This window comes from Agathobaculum sp. NTUH-O15-33 (genome assembly GCF_033193315.1).
In the GTDB taxonomy this organism is placed as follows: Bacteria; Bacillota; Clostridia; order Oscillospirales; family Butyricicoccaceae; genus Agathobaculum; species Agathobaculum faecihominis_A.
In genome coordinates this window covers 1,901,368-1,917,438 of the sequence record NZ_CP136187.1, presented here as the reverse complement: position 1 = coordinate 1,917,438, position 16,071 = coordinate 1,901,368, and the positions used below count along the sequence as shown (strand labels likewise).

The 16,071-nt window shown below is 48.0% G+C and carries 15 protein-coding genes; 6 read left to right on the top strand and 9 right to left on the bottom strand.

Annotation, left to right across the window (positions count from 1 at the left end):
- Positions 1–9: 9 nt before the first annotated feature.
- Positions 10–252: a TM1266 family iron-only hydrogenase system putative regulator gene (locus tag RWV98_RS09700; RefSeq protein WP_280960556.1), complete on the bottom strand. Its 243-nt coding sequence runs from the start codon at positions 250–252 to the stop codon at positions 10–12.
- 266 nt (positions 253–518) lie between these two features.
- Between RWV98_RS09700 and RWV98_RS09695 the strand changes: the two genes are divergently transcribed.
- The gene (locus RWV98_RS09695) at positions 519–692 is read left to right on the top strand and encodes a DUF1540 domain-containing protein (protein WP_280960555.1); all 174 of its coding nucleotides are present in this window, start codon (positions 519–521) and stop codon (positions 690–692) included.
- Positions 693–781: 89 nt separating this feature from the next.
- Here RWV98_RS09695 and RWV98_RS09690 read toward each other — a convergent pair whose 3' ends face one another.
- From RWV98_RS09690 to RWV98_RS09680, 3 genes are all read right to left on the bottom strand, one after another.
- Complete coding sequence (locus tag RWV98_RS09690) at positions 782–1,666, bottom strand: diacylglycerol/lipid kinase family protein (RefSeq protein WP_317865548.1); 885 nt, start codon at positions 1,664–1,666, stop codon at positions 782–784.
- A gap of 18 nt (positions 1,667–1,684) precedes the next feature.
- Positions 1,685–3,595, bottom strand: coding sequence for a molecular chaperone HtpG (gene htpG / locus RWV98_RS09685; protein ID WP_317865546.1), 1,911 nt, complete (start codon positions 3,593–3,595; stop codon positions 1,685–1,687).
- Between the two features lie 215 nt (positions 3,596–3,810).
- Positions 3,811–4,980 carry an AI-2E family transporter gene (locus RWV98_RS09680; protein ID WP_280960552.1) on the bottom strand — a complete coding sequence of 390 codons (1,170 nt, stop codon included), beginning with the start codon at positions 4,978–4,980 and terminating at the stop codon, positions 3,811–3,813.
- 199 nt (positions 4,981–5,179) lie between these two features.
- Here RWV98_RS09680 and RWV98_RS09675 point away from each other — a divergent pair, with 199 nt between their 5' ends.
- Genes RWV98_RS09675 through RWV98_RS09660 form a run of 4 tightly spaced genes read left to right on the top strand, consistent with a single transcriptional unit; the run spans position 5,180 to position 8,084 of the window.
- On the top strand, positions 5,180–5,794 hold the full coding sequence (locus RWV98_RS09675) for a pyridoxamine 5'-phosphate oxidase family protein (RefSeq protein WP_317865544.1): 615 nt from the start codon (positions 5,180–5,182) through the stop codon (positions 5,792–5,794).
- Positions 5,791–6,432 (top strand): ABC transporter permease, encoded by a 642-nt coding sequence (locus tag RWV98_RS09670; protein ID WP_317865542.1) that lies wholly within the window; start codon positions 5,791–5,793, stop codon positions 6,430–6,432. The genes RWV98_RS09675 and RWV98_RS09670 overlap by 4 nt, the downstream gene beginning before the upstream one ends.
- Before the next feature lie 11 nt (positions 6,433–6,443).
- The gene (locus RWV98_RS09665; RefSeq protein WP_317865540.1) at positions 6,444–7,334 is read left to right on the top strand and encodes a glycine betaine ABC transporter substrate-binding protein; all 891 of its coding nucleotides are present in this window, start codon (positions 6,444–6,446) and stop codon (positions 7,332–7,334) included.
- Between the two features lie 21 nt (positions 7,335–7,355).
- Positions 7,356–8,084, top strand: a complete 729-nt coding sequence (locus RWV98_RS09660; RefSeq protein WP_317865538.1) for an ABC transporter ATP-binding protein — start codon at positions 7,356–7,358, stop codon at positions 8,082–8,084.
- 44 nt (positions 8,085–8,128) lie between these two features.
- On the opposite strand, the gene RWV98_RS09655 is transcribed toward RWV98_RS09660, so the two are convergent.
- Positions 8,129–10,528 (bottom strand): ATP-binding protein, encoded by a 2,400-nt coding sequence (locus RWV98_RS09655; protein WP_317865536.1) that lies wholly within the window; start codon positions 10,526–10,528, stop codon positions 8,129–8,131.
- Positions 10,529–10,768: 240 nt separating this feature from the next.
- Here RWV98_RS09655 and RWV98_RS09650 point away from each other — a divergent pair, with 240 nt between their 5' ends.
- Complete coding sequence (locus RWV98_RS09650) at positions 10,769–11,107, top strand: helix-turn-helix transcriptional regulator (RefSeq protein WP_280960649.1); 339 nt, start codon at positions 10,769–10,771, stop codon at positions 11,105–11,107.
- An 11-nt stretch (positions 11,108–11,118) separates the two neighbouring features.
- Here RWV98_RS09650 and RWV98_RS09645 read toward each other — a convergent pair whose 3' ends face one another.
- From RWV98_RS09645 to RWV98_RS09630, 4 genes are all read right to left on the bottom strand, one after another.
- Positions 11,119–11,406 carry a DUF6809 family protein gene (locus RWV98_RS09645; protein WP_317865533.1) on the bottom strand — a complete coding sequence of 96 codons (288 nt, stop codon included), beginning with the start codon at positions 11,404–11,406 and terminating at the stop codon, positions 11,119–11,121.
- A 144-nt stretch (positions 11,407–11,550) separates the two neighbouring features.
- A complete protein-coding gene (locus RWV98_RS09640) occupies positions 11,551–11,730 on the bottom strand; it encodes a CopG family transcriptional regulator (protein WP_280960547.1) in 180 nt (59 codons plus the stop codon).
- A 283-nt stretch (positions 11,731–12,013) separates the two neighbouring features.
- Entirely contained in the window at positions 12,014–14,062 is a 2,049-nt protein-coding gene (locus RWV98_RS09635; RefSeq protein ID WP_317865531.1) for an ATP-dependent helicase, read from the bottom strand.
- A gap of 1 nt (position 14,063) precedes the next feature.
- Positions 14,064–16,070, bottom strand: coding sequence for an ATP-dependent nuclease (locus tag RWV98_RS09630; RefSeq protein ID WP_317865529.1), 2,007 nt, complete (start codon positions 16,068–16,070; stop codon positions 14,064–14,066).
- Position 16,071: the final 1 nt, after the last annotated feature.

The following is a 16,071-nucleotide window of genomic DNA, read 5'->3' as shown; positions in this document are numbered from 1 at the left end:
AATTTCTCCTTATTTTGCAAGCATTGACTTGACCTGCACATGCTGTAAACGGCCCAGCTTGCCGCACAGCGCGTTGATGGTATCGGCCGGGCAATCCATCACAATGGTGATGATGGAGCAGCAATGGTCGTGGTGCGGAACGCCCATGCGGCCGATGATCTGGTCGCCATAAGCGTGCAGCAGCTCATTCACCTGATAGCTCGCATCTCTGTCCTCTACGATAATACCCAGTATCGCAATGCGGTTTTCCATAAAAAGCTCTCCTTCTTTTGCGCAAAAAATGTCCTGTATCTTGCGATACAGGACGTCAAACGCTTATTTTCCGTTCTTTCATCGCAGAATGAATCTTTGACAGCAGATCATGTCGGTTAGTTTGGATCGCTCGCCCGTCAGCATACGCTTTCGAGAAAGATTTGTCCATGGAAAAAGTATAGCTTGTTTCCGGTTTTTTGTCAATGCATAAATCCGGAGCGCTGCGGCAACACTATTCTCGAAATCAAAAAAGGAGGTCTTTTCTCATGGATAAGTCTAACTGCAACAAGTCCATTCGCTGCACTGTCGATCAGTGTGCCAACCACAGCAACTGTGCCGAGTACTGCGCTCTCGATTGCATCACCGTTGGTACGCACGAGGCCAACCCCACCGTTGACCAGTGCACCGACTGCCTCTCTTTCGAGAAGAAGTGCTGCTAAGAAACGGCCGTAGCCATTTCTGAGCGATTTCCAGCATGCAAGAGCCGCCAGAAGCGTGTTTACCACGATTCTGACGGCTCTTCGTCTGTTTAACCGGTCGTAAAAGTGATGGCCCGCGGATTGTTATCGATCTCCGCGTGCCGGGTCGCGCCGCCAAACTCTCCGTCCAGCGTCCACGGCACCTCTTCCGGCGAGGAAAAACGGATATGAGAGGTGCGGAAATAGCGAAACCTAGAGGAATCCTCGTTGCGCGTCAGCAGATCGTTAACCAGCCACTGCAATTCCATGGGGTTGTAAACGGGATAGACAAGCAGCACTTCATAGAGCCCATCATCCAGACGCACGCTTTCCGGCGTGATCGTCTTGAAGCCGCCCACCTGCACCGAGTTGGTGACCATACCATAGATATAGTCGTCCTCCTCCTCGACCTCGCTGCACTCGACCGCGATGTGGTGCTCCTTGATACTGGTCAGCGATTTAACGCCCTCGAAAATATAGGCCGCCCTGCCAAATATATTTTTGCTTTGCTGCGGCGTGGCATAGGAAACCTCGGTAAATACGCCGAAGGCGGCGATATAGTTGAAATAGCGCTCGTTAAAGCGGCCGATATCGATGGCGTGCAGCGATGCGCCCACCGCTGTCTGCGCCGCCTCCAGCTGGTTTTTGGGAATACTCAGGCTGGAAGCAAAATCGTTTGTCGTGCCCGCCGGGATATAGCCGAGAATGGGCCGCAGGTCGGTCTGCATCAGGCCGGTGACGACTTCGTTGAGCGTGCCGTCTCCGCCGGCGCACACGATCCGGTCGAATTCGCCGGCGCGGGCCCGCACCACCGCGGTCGCGTCGCGCGCGTTTTGCGTAACATAGATCGTCACATCATAGCCCGCGTTTTGAAACACGCTGACGCAATCGACCGCCTTATTGACGATCTCGCCGCGTCCGGCGTGCGGATTGACGATAAACAGCAGCTTTTGCATGGGCCCTTCTCCCTTTTGTTACTTGGCGAGCAGCGCGCAGACCGCGTTCGCGTAGGCCACCGGATCATCCACCGGCATGCCCTCGATCAGCAGCGCCTGTGTGTACAGGATATCGGCATAGGCGTTTATCTCATCCGAGCCCTGCTGCTGCAAGTCGCACAGCTTTTTAAAGATCGGGTGCTCGGCGTTCAGTTCCAGCACGCGTTCGGCATGTACGCGCTGGCTGTCGTCCATGGCCTGCTGGTTGAGTACCTTTTCCATTTCCAGCGTGACCGGGCCTTCGGCGCGCAGGCAGCACGGGTGGCTCTTGAGCCGGCCGGTCAGTTCTACCTTTTTCACCTTGCCGGTCAGCGTTTCACTGAGCTTGGTGAGCAGCGGCGCGTTTTCCTCGGAAAGCTTTTTGATCTCTTCCTTCTCGTCCTCGCTCTCAAGGCCCAGATCCGCGTCGGTGATGGACTTAAATTCCTTCTCCTTATAGCTTGCCATCATCTTGATGCAAAATTCATCGATATCATGGTGCAAGCAGAGCACTTCGATGCCCTTGTCGGCAAGCGTTTCCATCGCGGGCAGCAGCTTGATCTTTTCGACCGTTTCGCCGCAGGCGTAATAAATATACTTCTGCTCCTCTTTCATGCGGGAGATATACTCATCGAGCGAGACCATCTTATTCTCGGTGGAGGAATGGTACAGCAGCAGATCCATAAGCAGATCCTTATGCGCGCCGTACTGGACATAGGCGCCGTACTTCAGCTGACGCCCAAAGGCGTTCCAAAACTTCTCGTAGTCCTCGCGGCTGTCGGTCATGATCTTCAAAAGCTCGTTTTTGATCTTTTTTTCGATGCTCTGCGCGATCGCCTTGAGATGACGGTCGTGCTGGAGCATTTCGCGGGAGATGTTCAGCGACAGATCCGCCGTGTCCACCATGCCGCGCACAAAGCTGAAATGGTCGGGCAGAAGATCGGCGCATTTGTCCATGATGAGCACGCCGTTGGAGTAAAGCTGCAAGCCCTTCTCAAAGTCCTTGGTGTAATAATCCATTGGCGCGTGGGACGGAATGAACAACATGGCGGTGTAAGTGACCGCGCCCTCGGTGTTCATATGGATATGGCGCAGCGGCGGCTGGTAATCGTAAAACTTGGAGGTGTAAAAATCGTTATAATCCTCGTCCTTTAGTTCCTTTTTGGATTTCTTCCAGATCGGCACCATGGAATTGAGGGTCTCGTTTTCGGTGTACTCCTCCCACTCGGGCGTGTAATCCTCGGGCGCGTCGGCCGGCTTTTCCTTCATGCGGCTCTTGACCATGTCCATGCGGATCGGGTAGCGGATATAATCCGAGTATTTCTTGACAAGCGACTGGATGCGGTACGGCTCTAAAAACTCATCGTAGTTTTCGTTTTCGGTATTTTCCTTAATGGTCAGCGTGATACGGGTGCCGTTTTCGGCCTTTTCGCACGGCGCGATCGTATAGCCCGCCGCCCCGTCGGATTGCCAGCAGTTGGCCTCTTCGCTTCCCATGGCGCGGGATACGACTTCAACATGGCTTGCCACCATAAACGCCGCGTAAAAGCCCACGCCGAACTGGCCGATGATATCGATATCGGTCTGGTCGGTGTTTTCCTGTTTGAATGCCAGCGATCCTGAGCGGGCGATCGTGCCGAGGTTGGCCTCCATCTCCTCCGCTGTCATACCGCAGCCGTGATCCTCGATCACAAAACGGCGGTTTTCCTTGTCGAGCGTCAGCTCGATCGGCAGGGTCTCGCGCGTAATACCGGTCTGCCCTTCCTTCATCGCGTTGTAATACAGCTTATCGGTCGCGTCCGAAGCGTTGGAGATCAACTCGCGCAGAAAAATCTCTTTGTGCGTGTAGATCGAATTGATCATCAGATCGAGCAGGCGCTTCGATTCCGCCTTGAATTGTTTTTTCGCCATGACAAAATCCACCTCTATGTTTTTTATTAGCACTCTGCTTGCGCAAGCGCCAACGTCTTTTGGTGTTAGCACTCTAAGCAAAGGAGTGCTAACGTTATTATGATAAGCTCACAAACAGGAAAAATCAAGCCCCTATACAAAATTTTATAGTTTATTCAAAATTGCAGCCGCCCCCGATCTGGAAACAACGGAGAGCGGCTGCGAATCATCGCCTGTTATTTAATTTTACCGGGCGCGATATGCCGTTCCCGTACACGCTGGCGCACGGTTTCCCGCAGCAGCGTGTAAATGACGGAAAAGAGCGGAATGGAAAACAGCATACCAATGATACCGGCCATACTCGCGCCGAGCGTGACCGCGGCAAGCACCCAAATAGACGGCAGGCCGACCGAACCGCCGACCACGCGCGGATAGATAAAGTTGCCCTCCACCTGCTGCAGCACCAGAAACAGGACCAAAAACCACAGCGACTGGATCGGGCTGATGATAAAGATAAGCAGTACGCCGACAAAGCAGCCGATGAACGCGCCGAAAATCGGAATAAGCGCGGTCACGCCGATCAGCACGGCGACCATGAGCGCGTACGGCATACTGAATATCGACATGGCGATAAAGAACATCAGGCCGAGAATAAACGCTTCCAAACACTGGCCGGATAAAAAGCTGCTGAACGAACTGCTCGTCAGGTGGCAGACCTCCAAAAAGCGGTCGACGTGCTTTTCCGGGAAAAAGGAATAAAACAAGCGGCGGAACTGGCGGCCCAGATTTTCCTTCTGCATCAAAATATAGATGGCGAAGATCAGGCCGATGAAAGCGTTTGCCACGCCGCTGAGCGCCGAGCTGGCGAAGTTGAACGTGTCGCTCAGGAAGCTGGAATTGCGCAGGAAATCGACGAGCATGGTGCCGATCCCCTTCCAGTCGATCTCCTGCCAGCTGATTTTGAGCGAGGCGATCTCCTTTTCAAACATGGGCACGGCCTGACCGATCTGATCGAGCCATTCCGGCACGCGGGCGCGGGCTGCGGTAAGCTCCTTGCCGATCGCGGCGATGGAGTTGTACAGCTCGGGCAGCACCATGAACAGCACAATCGCGATTACGCCGATCACGACCAGAAGCGTCAGCACGATGCTGCACACGCGCTTCATTTTGATCAGCCTTTTATTTTTTGTGGCCTTGGGCCCGGTAAATAGGTTCTTTTCAAAAAAACGCAGGGGCACGTTCAGGATAAACGCGATACAGCCGCCGATCAAAAACGGCGTGAGCAGGCCGAGCACATACCGCAAAACCGAACCGACCAGCTTGGTATTTTGCAGGCCGACATACAGCAGCACGGCGAATGCGATCAACCCTAGGATTTTCTTTACGTTATTCCGATCTAAATTCAAGGTTTTACGCCTCTTCTTTTCATAAATTATTACTATCTAACCATGTTTCCCAGCTAAAGTCAAGAAGCGTCAAGAAAAATTTACAAATCGATGGTTACCCGGGCGATACCATGCTACAAAAAAGTGCGTACTTGCCAAAACGCAACAAGACGGCTACAATGAACATATCACGATTCATGCAAAAAAAGGAAGGATACCTATGAATGCACAAAACTGCCTCGCCATGCTGCGCAGCATACGGGACGCGGCCTTTGCGACCGTGGACGAAAACGGCCTGCCGCAGGTGCGCATGATCGACGTAATGCTGGCGGAACAGCAAGCCCTTTATTTTTGCACCGCGCGCGGCAAGGCGTTTTATCGGGAGCTGATGCAGGACGGGCATGTAGCCGTGACCGGCATGAACGAAAAGTATCAGATGGTGCGGCTAAACGGCATAGCGGAGCGGCTGGATGAGCAAACTAGCTGGATAGACCGCATTTTTAAGGCCAATCCTACGATGAACGAGGTATATCCCGGCGATAGCCGCTATGTGCTGGAGGCTTTCTGTATCCGCGCGGGTCAGGTCGAGTTTTTCGATCTCGGCGTATCCCCGATTGAGCGCGCGCTGTTTCCGTTTGGCGGCGCCCGCGCGGAACCCAAGGGCTTTTTCATTACCGAAGCATGTATCGGCTGCGGAAAATGCGCCGCAGCCTGCCCGCAAAAATGCATTGCGGCAGGTTCTCCCTACCGTATTGAGCAAGCGCATTGCCTGCACTGCGGTCTCTGCGCGGAGCTTTGTCCCAGCGCATGTATAATAAAGGAGCAACGAATTTGATTAACGAAATGATCCAGCTGCTTTCATCGCGAGGAGACTTCTTTTGGGGGTTGCTGTTGGAGCACCTGCAGCTCTCCCTTCTTTCGATCGCGCTGGCGATTGTGAACGGTCTGCTGACCGGCGTGGCGATCAGCGAGTACCGCAGAAGTTCCAAGGTCGTGATGGGCGTCATCAACTTTATCTATACCATACCGTCTATTTCCCTTTTGGGATTTTTAATCCCGCTGTCCGGCATCGGGAATACGACCGCGGTGATCGCGTTGACTATATACGCACTGCTGCCCATGGTGCGGAATACCTATACGGGCCTTGCCAATGTCGAACCGCTGCTGGTCGAGGCGGCAACGGGCATGGGCGGCACCCGCGCGCAGGTCCTATGGAAAGTAAAGCTGCCGCTGGCCATGCCCATGATCCTTGCAGGCGTGCGCAATATGACGGTCATGACGATCGCGCTGGCCGGTATCGCCTCGTTCATCGGTGCGGGCGGTCTTGGCGTTGCCATTTATCGCGGTATTACGACAAACAACAAGGCGATGACGCTGGCGGGCAGCCTGCTGATCGCTCTGCTGGCCATTTTGGCGGATACGCTGATCGGCCTGCTGGAAAAATTGACGCAGCGCCACAGGGCGCAGAGATAAAGGAGAAACCCATGAAGAAAAACAAGACCCTCGTTGTGGCGCTGGCGGCGGCCGCGCTTATTTCCGCCCTTGCGGGTTGCGGCAAGAGCGAAGACACGCTGCACATGGCGACCAAACCCATGACCGAGCAGTATATCCTTGGCAGCATGATGAAGACGCTGATCGAAGCGGAGACCGACCTTACCGTTGAAATGACAGAAGGCGTTGGCGGCGGTACCTCAAACATTCAGCCCGCGATGGAAAAAGGTGATTTTGATTTTTATCCCGAATACACCGGAACCGGCTGGAACTTCGTTTTAAAGGAGGACGGCCTCTACGATGAAAGCATGTTCGAGCAGCTGCAGGCGGGCTATCAGCAAATGGGCATGCGCTGGGCGGGCATGCTCGGCTTCAACAACACCTTCGGCGTCGCCGTGACAAAAGACGCCGCCGAACAATACGGCCTGAACACCTATTCCGATCTTGCCGCCGCCGCGCCTTCGCTCACCTTTGGCGCGGAATATGACTTCTTCGAGCGCGACGACGGGTATGACGCTCTTTGTGAGACCTACGGCCTATCGTTCCATAACACGATGGATCTGGACATCGGTCTGAAATACGACGCGATTCGGCAGAAAAAAATCGATGTGATGAATATCTTTACGACAGACGGCCAGCTTGCCTCTTCCGATCTTGTGGTGCTAAAGGATGATAAGAACCTTTATCCCTCCTACATGTGCGGTTTTGTCGTGCGCGACGAAGTCTTGCAGGCGCATCCTGAGCTACAGCAGGTATTCGATCTGGTCGCGCAGTCGATCACGGACGCGGAGATGGCGAAAATGAATTATCAGGTAGAGACCGAGGGCAAAGCGCCTGAGGAGGTGGCCGCGGCATTCTTGCAGCAAAAGGGGCTCATGGCGTAAGCCGGCCGAAAAGGAGATACCATGAACGCGATCGAATACAAAAATATCCGTATGGCCTATGGCGACCGGGTAATCATTGAGAATTTCAGCCTTGCCATCCCGCAGGGAGAGTTCATAACGATCATCGGCTCCTCCGGCTGCGGCAAAACGACCCTTTTGAAAATGGTAAACGGTTTGGTCGAGCCAACGGGCGGCGAGGTTTATGTGGGCGGCGAAAACGTCAGCCGCGCGGATATCACCAAGCTGCGCCGAAGCATCGGCTACGCCATACAGGGCAGCGTGCTCTTTCCCCATATGACGGTGGAAAAGAACATCGCTTACGTGCCGAACCTACTGAACAAACGAGACAAACAGCGCACGGCGGAGGCTGTACGGAAATGGATGGGCATCGTCCGTCTGGACGACTCGCTGCGCAAGCGCTATCCGGATCAGCTTTCCGGCGGACAGCAGCAGCGCGTCGGCATTGCGCGCTCGCTCGCCGCCTCCCCCGACCTGCTGCTGATGGATGAGCCGTTCGGCGCGGTGGATGAGATCACGCGCGCTTCCTTGCAGGATGAGATCGCCCGTATCCACCGGGAAACCGGCATCACCATCCTGTTTGTCACCCATGATATCAACGAAGCGCTGCGTCTTGGCACGCGCATGCTGGTCATGGACCGTGGCGCAGCGCTGCAATATGATACGCCCGAAGCCATCCGCAAACAGCCTGCCAATCAATTCGTACAAGCGCTGCTCCGCCGCGCACTCTAACAGAAAAGGGACGCTGCAGCTCAAGCTGCAGCGTCCCTTTTCTGTTACGAAATGCCGTTTTGGTGGTTGGTTTTCCACCGGCTACAGCTTATCAAAGCGTTTTTCAGCTGGTCGATGGAGATCGGCTTTGCCAAGTGCCCGTTCATGCCGGAAAGGCGCGCCCGCTGCGCATCCTCGGCGAAAGCGTCCGCCGTCATGGCGATGATCGGCAGCTCGTCGATCCGCTCCATGCCGGAGCGCCGTATCGCCCGCGTGGCTTCATAACCGTTCAGCACCGGCATCTGCACATCCATAAAAACAATATCGTAATACAGCGGCGGATGCGAGCAGATCGCGTTTATTGCCTGCGCACCGTCCTCCGCGGTTTCCACGCGCGCACCGAGCAGTTCCAGCATCTCGGTGGCGATCTGGCGGTTCAGCTCGTTGTCCTCCACCAAAAGCACACGAAGGCTGGCGGACAGCGCCTCTTTAGCGCTGCTTTCGGTAAGGGGGGCCGTCTCTACTTCGTCGCACCGGGGCAAACACAGGGTAACGGTAAAGCGCGATCCTTTTCCGTAGTCGCTCTCTACCTTGATATCGCCGTTCATCAGCGAAACGATGTTTTTGACGATCGTCATGCCAAGCCCGGTGCCGGCAATCTTACTGATCCGGCTATCCTCCGCACGGCTGAACGGCTCGAAAATATGCGCTACGTATGCAGGCTCCATTCCTACGCCGGTATCCTCTATCACAAAGCGATAGGTGCCGGCTTTTGTTTCCCATTTTTTCAGTTCATCCACGTAAAGCGAGATCGTTCCGCCCGCTTCCGTGTACTTTGAAGCGTTTTCCAGAATATTGACCAGCACTTGGCTCAGCCGCGTCGCGTCGCCTATCACGCGCGAATGAAGCGTTTTATCTACATGTACCGAAAGGGATTGGCCCTTGCCTTGCATTGCCAGACGAACCATGGAAACCACTTCCCGCACGGTATCGCGCAGATCAAAGGGAGCGTGCGTCAGCTCTACCGCGCCGCTTTCTATCTTGCTTACATCCAGTACATCGTTGATCAGCCCAAGCAGATGCGCGCCGGAATCGGCGATCTTTTGCAGATAATCCCGCTGCTTTCCCGTATCGCCCAGATGCAGCTGCGCCAGCTCGGTCATGCCGATGATGGCGTTTAACGGGGTGCGGATATCGTGGCTCATTCTGGAGAGAAAGTCGCTTTTGGCCTGACTGGCGTTTTCCGCCTTTTGCAGCGCGTCCTCCAGAATAAGCTTGGCTTTGCGCTCCTTTTGCAGCGCTTCTTCCTGCATGCGGCGTTCATCGTCGATATTGCGCGAAAGCGTGATCTCGATCAGATCATCGGTATGGGGGCTTTCCACCCGTACCACCTGCGTGAAATGCCAGCGATATTCCCCGTTTTCCCCCAAATGAGGCACCCGCATGGAAACGATGCGCTCGCCGTTAGTAAAAGCATCGATCAGGGCGTTGCGCGAAAACCTGCTGTTAAATTCATCCCGGTATTCCGGATGGACGGTGCGCAATTCAGCCTCGATCAGATCCTGAAAAGCGCCTTCGTCGCCGGGCTTTGGCACCTGTTCGCGCTCGTATTCCAGCATATGAAAGGTGTTTTTCGTTAAGTTGACCGCGATCACCATCTGATAGGCTGTCTGCGCCGCCGTGGCAAGCTGGCTCACCTCGACATTGCGCTGCTGTTCCAGCTGGTATTCCTCCTGAATATCGCGAAAAATGAGAACGCACCAGCACTCGTCCTCTCCCAAGCGCTCGATTCTGGCGGCGCTGAACTCCACCATATGGTAAACGCCGCCGTCCACCAAACGGCGCATGCGCTTTATGATCTGTTTTTTGCCTTCTCCAAACAGCCGCAGCATGGCCTCTCTTGAAAAGTTCGCTTCAAAAAGCGGCAGATCGTCCGGATGCAGCGTTTTTTGCGCATACCGCCTGTTCTCCGCGCCAAAATTACCTTGTTCCGGAATGTCCGTCCACAACATGTCCTTTTGGCAGTTGACATAGTAATCCTCAGTCAGGTTGGCGATAATGCATTCGTTAAAGACAGTTACCAGACTTTGGGCGTACATGCGCTCTATTTTTTGAGGGCCCTGCGCCTCTTCAAAATTCAAGCGGTGCGGGGTCGAAGTCACAACGACGGCAGGCGTTTGATCGTTCCACTGAATGCGGTTGGCCGTGATATCCACCGTGGTTTTCTGAATCGGATCGAAGCAGACAACGTGGTGCGTCTGCTTCGATCCGATCTGCTCTAACGGACAGCTGGCGCATTTTTCCGGCCATACGTCGAAGCACTTTGCGCCAATTACCGCCCTGCCCCGTCCGGTATCCCGGCAGCGCCGGTTACAGTACAGCAGTTCGCGGGTATTCTCATCTATGACATACACGCTGGTTTCGGACAGTGCGTCCAAAAGTCCACTCAGGTTGTCAGCAGTCATGCTTTCCACTCCCCCACCCAGACGGGCGTCCGCAACAGCGCGTTCATACCAGCTCTGGTTCCAAGATCAATTCCACATCCATTATACACGCTGCGCAATTAAATAGAAAGTAGCTGCGCTCCATATTTTCAAAAAGCTCGCTCGCAACACAAACGCAACCGAAAATTGCGGAAAAATTGGTGGATGCAACCACGCATTTTTGATAAACTATTGCAAAATAAAGAGAGGAGAAATCAAATCATGACAGTTTCGTTCATTCTGATCGTGATCAGTATCATTGTGGTTGGAGTTTTCATCGGTTTTGGGGTCCTGATCACATGCGCGCTCTTGAAGTACATCCGATCAAAAGAGGTGCGGCAGGAAAAAGCGGCGGTGGCGAGATCCTTGGGAGAAACCTTAAAAGCACACCGGACCAGATGTAAAATGACACAGGAATTTGTCGCGGAATCCATTGGGGTGAGCAGGCAAGCCGTTTCCAAATGGGAAATGGGTACATCGGACCCCAGCACGTCAAATCTGCTTGCGCTGGCCAAGCTTTTCGGCATATCCGCCGAAGAACTGCTTAGGAATATCGCTTGAGCTCAATCCTACTAAATTTCCGGTCCGCCGCCTTGCACGAAGATCTCGCACATCAGCATAACGCCGAGCTTGAGACCATATCCAAAGCAGTCCCGCTCTTCCAGCGTATTCGCTTGCGAATAGAGGTTGTTTAAAGCTTCAAACCGCTGGCAATCATCCGCCGACATTTTACTGATAAAATAGCGCTGCTCTTCTTCGATCTTACGATTGATGCAAGTGCGCTGGGGGTCAGGCTCAACCCGGCGGCTGATCGCACAGATCCCGCCATAAAATAAACTATCGATAATGCTTTCGTTCATATCTATATCCGTCCTTTCAATTTGGCTTCACAGGTGCCTTGCAAGAACGGTCCGCACAGTGTATAATATTTATGCGGTCTGCCCTTGTGGTAGCTGCGTATGGGAAGTGGCGAGTAACTTTGTCGAGGGACGCGCCGCTTCCTTTCATTTTTTTTCTAGGTCGTCATACATTTTGCGAACACCACGCCGAACCACTTCCGCTCTCGATATGTTCATCTGCTCACTGCATAGTGTGAGTAATTCAGATGTATCTCTATCAAAGCGTATTTTCATGGTAATGTCTTTGGGATTGTCTGTGGGACGACCCATTTTTTTTGCGGCCATTTGACACCTCCTTTTGCAGGTCGCTAAGTGCATTATAATATATAGACCTGCAAAAGTCAATAAGACATTTAAAAGGACCCGCAAACATCTGAATGTATCAGAATGTTTGCGGGTCCGATCATTTTGCCATATTACAGTCATTCCCACTCGCTCCTGTTAGAAGTTTTCTAAACAGTTTTGTTTATGGAAATTAGCTCAGATTATTTGGATTATTTTCATTATTCAGTAGCATAGGCTATCTGATTTTTTGTTGTCATAGCGTTGCCATGAAAATGACGGCAATCTACATTGAGATACTATGAATCTCCCCGAAGAGATTTTTTATTCCCTGATTAAAATTCGTGGTTTCATCAACATATAAAATACGAAGATTCTTAATCGCTCGTGTAAGAGACACATACAAAAGATTTTTGACTTTTGTCATTTTCTCCTTTTCTTCGTCGTTTAGGGAATTCTGACATTGATAATGAGAAAAGTAAAATTTGAAATAGTTCCTCTCTCTACCAAAAGCATTTCCCATAATGATAATTACATTATCGAATTCCAAACCTTTTGTTCCGTGATATGTATGATAAACCACATCTCCGTTAGTTTCTCTTCTAATAAATCGATGCCACGATTCGCATATTGATACTTCAAGATTAAGTATTACTTCTAATTTCTCCGCAGCTTCTTGGGATTCCGTTCCATTTGGAAACAGTATTCCTGCGATTTTTTGTTTTACATCAGTTAATGATAAATTATCCACATCTAAAACAGATTTCAAAAACGTAGTACAATGTCCTGAAACATCTTGATTTGCTATATTAATAAGGCTATTTAAATACTCAACAAATGTACTTCCGGTTGCTTGGTTAAGATTTGATATAAATGCTCGAAGATCACCTAAATTCATTTTTTGCTTCAGTTCGATCGGCAAAAACTCTGCGATTTGTGTTTGCGGATCACGAAGCTTAGAATGTATATCTATGATTTTATAGTATATCAATTGAGCGTTCCCTAATTTTTTTATATCGTCGCTTAGCAACTCGGTGTTTAATGCATCATAATTACCACCTTTATAAATGTCTGCTTCTTTAAATGCACTATAAAAGACACCAAAACCACTGTATTCTGCGACGGTACTATTGGTTAACAAAAAGCAATGCAATTTGTTGTTATTATTTATACCCCATTGCTCCTTGTATTTTTGCATAAACGCATCTGTATTTTCTAATGTTCCTTGATAAAACTTTATACTACCTCCTGCGCTATCACTAAAAATAGAACGTTGTTTGATTTCATCATTTCTAATTCTATTGGCAATAGTTATAATTTCCTTGGCTGAACGGCGATTGAAGTTTTTGTTTATTACCACAAATCCATTGAGTTGAGCTTGAATTTCATCACCTATACCATCATCGTAAATATTTTGCGCACTATCCCCCAAATACCCAACGCAAAAAGGATGATTAATCTCTTTTGAATATTCAACCAGTGAAGATAAAATATCAATTACATACGGATTCGTGTCTTGATATTCATCAACAAAAACATAAGGATATTTATCAATAATTATTTGCTTTAAAGCATCGTATTTTAAAACTATTTCTCGTGCATATTCCAGCAGAGTGTCGTGGCTAATTCGCATTTTATGTAATGCATCGTTATTGTATCGAGCATCATAAGTAACCGTGTCATATCTTCGCTGTTTTTGCTTAATTGCTACTACGCATTTTTTATAATTATCAAGCTTAAACAAAGATGTAGTAATTTTCTTGAAGTTCTCAATATTACGTAGTAAAGAAGGGTAATCACGCAATTTCTCTGAAAAACTCACCCTTATTTCTACAGCGGGTTTGTTATATACTCCATAAAACAGATTCTTGTTATCAAACATAATCTCAAAGAAAACTTTCTTTTTATCCTCTGATAGTGTTTGATAATTTACAAATTTTCCATCATTTGATATTTCGTCCTCTATTATAGCAATTTCGTTTTTCAACTTGTTAAAATGTATTTCAACTAACTGAGGCTGATGGTGTTGAATTATATCCCACATTCTATCGTGGATCGTAGAAACTATTGCTAAGCTGGAATTACCTAATCGTTGTTTTATTTCTTCCGCCGCAACATTAGTAAACGTAATACAAATTACATTATGATTGTGATATTTTAGGAATTCACCTTTTTTTGAGATTAGGTATTTCAAGCTTTCCACTAAGGAATATGTTTTACCGGAACCTGCTCCTGCATTGAAAATAAAACTCGCACCATCATCTATGCAAGCAAAGATCTTTTTGTTGGTATTATTTTCGATGTTTTTGTTTCTTTCCGAAATAATTGATAACATTTTACACATCCTCGCTTAAAGACTTTTCGATATACTCCAATCCTTTCGAAATATACTTTGGCAAAGCAGGAAGACTTTTTTCACCACTAACTATTAGGCTGTATAGTACGTTATTTGAAAATTGACTTTTATCCTCACTCAATTTTACTTGCCACCAATAAGAATTCTTCTGATTGTTTTTGACATCTGTTTTTATTCTCTCTTTAAACAATTTTGGTTTCAATTTCTTCAAAATTGCATTCAATAGACTATTGTCATAATTTGTTAGAATATACGATTCTTCAAAACTTGTTGGAAAATATCGACCTACCTTGGTTTGGTATGCTACATAAATATTATCGTCTTTCAAAAACTCTGGAATAGACTTAAGATCATCTGTATGATAAAAGGTCTTAATAGTTTGATTTGTAGTTTTTCGATTTGCAAGAGTTGATATTTGCTTGTATTTGTCTTTTTCTCCCTTTGTTCTCTTTATATCTAAGTCGGTTATAATTAACACGGGTATGTCCAACAGCTTTAAAAGTTTAGTATATACTAAAGCGTGAGCACCATTTATATTAAATACCGATATATAGAATTTATTCAATTCCTTTTTTTGTTCAACATAATACGGCAATAAGGAATACTCAGAAACGCCCTCCACCATAATTATTGCATCTGAGAAAAACAATTCTGAAACTTTAAATTTTATATGGGTTTTTAAGAATTTTAAGTCTTCTTCTTTCGTGGCATTGTCTTCAACAATTTTATCATCATCTAATATCACTACTTTGGAATACCCGTTTTTTATAGTTATATAGTTTATACTGTTGAATGTGTTTCCACTATGTATCTTACTATTAACTATGTGGGCAGAATGCGTAGTAATAATTAGCTGACTATTGACATTCTTGTGCTTACCCTCAAACAATGTAGCAATAGACTCATTAATGTTTTTAATGAAAACCTCTTGCATTTGGGGATGCATATATGTTTCGGGTTCTTCTATGGCTATCAAATTAACCTTGCTGTTGAAAGATGTATCCGGATATTTCTCCATATAATCAATTAAGCTTGCAAGGATCATCATCAGATTTGTGTATCCTAAGCCAAATTGATTTTCTGGAATGTTTATGCCTTTTTCGACATATTCGTATTTTATCAAGTTGCTCATCAGCTTTTTGAAGGATAGATCGGCTGATAGTAATACTTGTAGCTTTTCTTTGGAAACAATTTTAGAAAGAGAAGCATTTATATAGCTGGTGTGTTGATCGTCTACAGTTTTAGTTAACGCTTTATTGATTTCACTTATCTGATTTTGGATAGTTTCTCGGTTCGTAGGATCAATTACCTTTTCGTATCTATACTCTACTATCTTATTGAATGCTTCCGATAAACACTGTTCGCTATGGATATTGTTTGCAGCAATTGGTGTGATTTCGATTAAACTCCCTAATTTAAATCCCTCAACCTTTTGCATATTGCAATTGTAGTAATTCAAAGAATACTCCTCGTTATCAATCAATTGCAACACTCTTTTTAGTTGAGTCCTTTCGTCGAACGGCAAAACAAGCGTCTTAAGGTGATCTTCAAACAAAACTTTATCGACAACTTCATACTTTGCAAATATGACCAACTCGCCTTTTTTCACATTGTCCAAAGTAAAAAAAGGAATTAAATTAGTGATTAAATCTTTATTGTGCTTATCTATACCTATGATGATTTTAAAATCAATAGAAGGTGTATTGTCTTTATCAGACGAATACGAAGCCAATAATTGTTTCAAATACTGAAAATTAAAATCGGAGGAAATAAATTTATTAGATTTTATAAGTTTTATTAAAGCTTGAATGACTGTGCTTTTTCCACTATTGTTTTTGCCTACGATTAAAGTGGTTGTTGGTGCCACATTAATCCTACCATCTTCCTTTAATTGGGCTTCATAACTTTCAGCATCAACAAATTCTACAGTATTGTATTCCATCCCGAACTTTCTAAAGTTTGTCATTTGTACGCTTTTTAAATACATA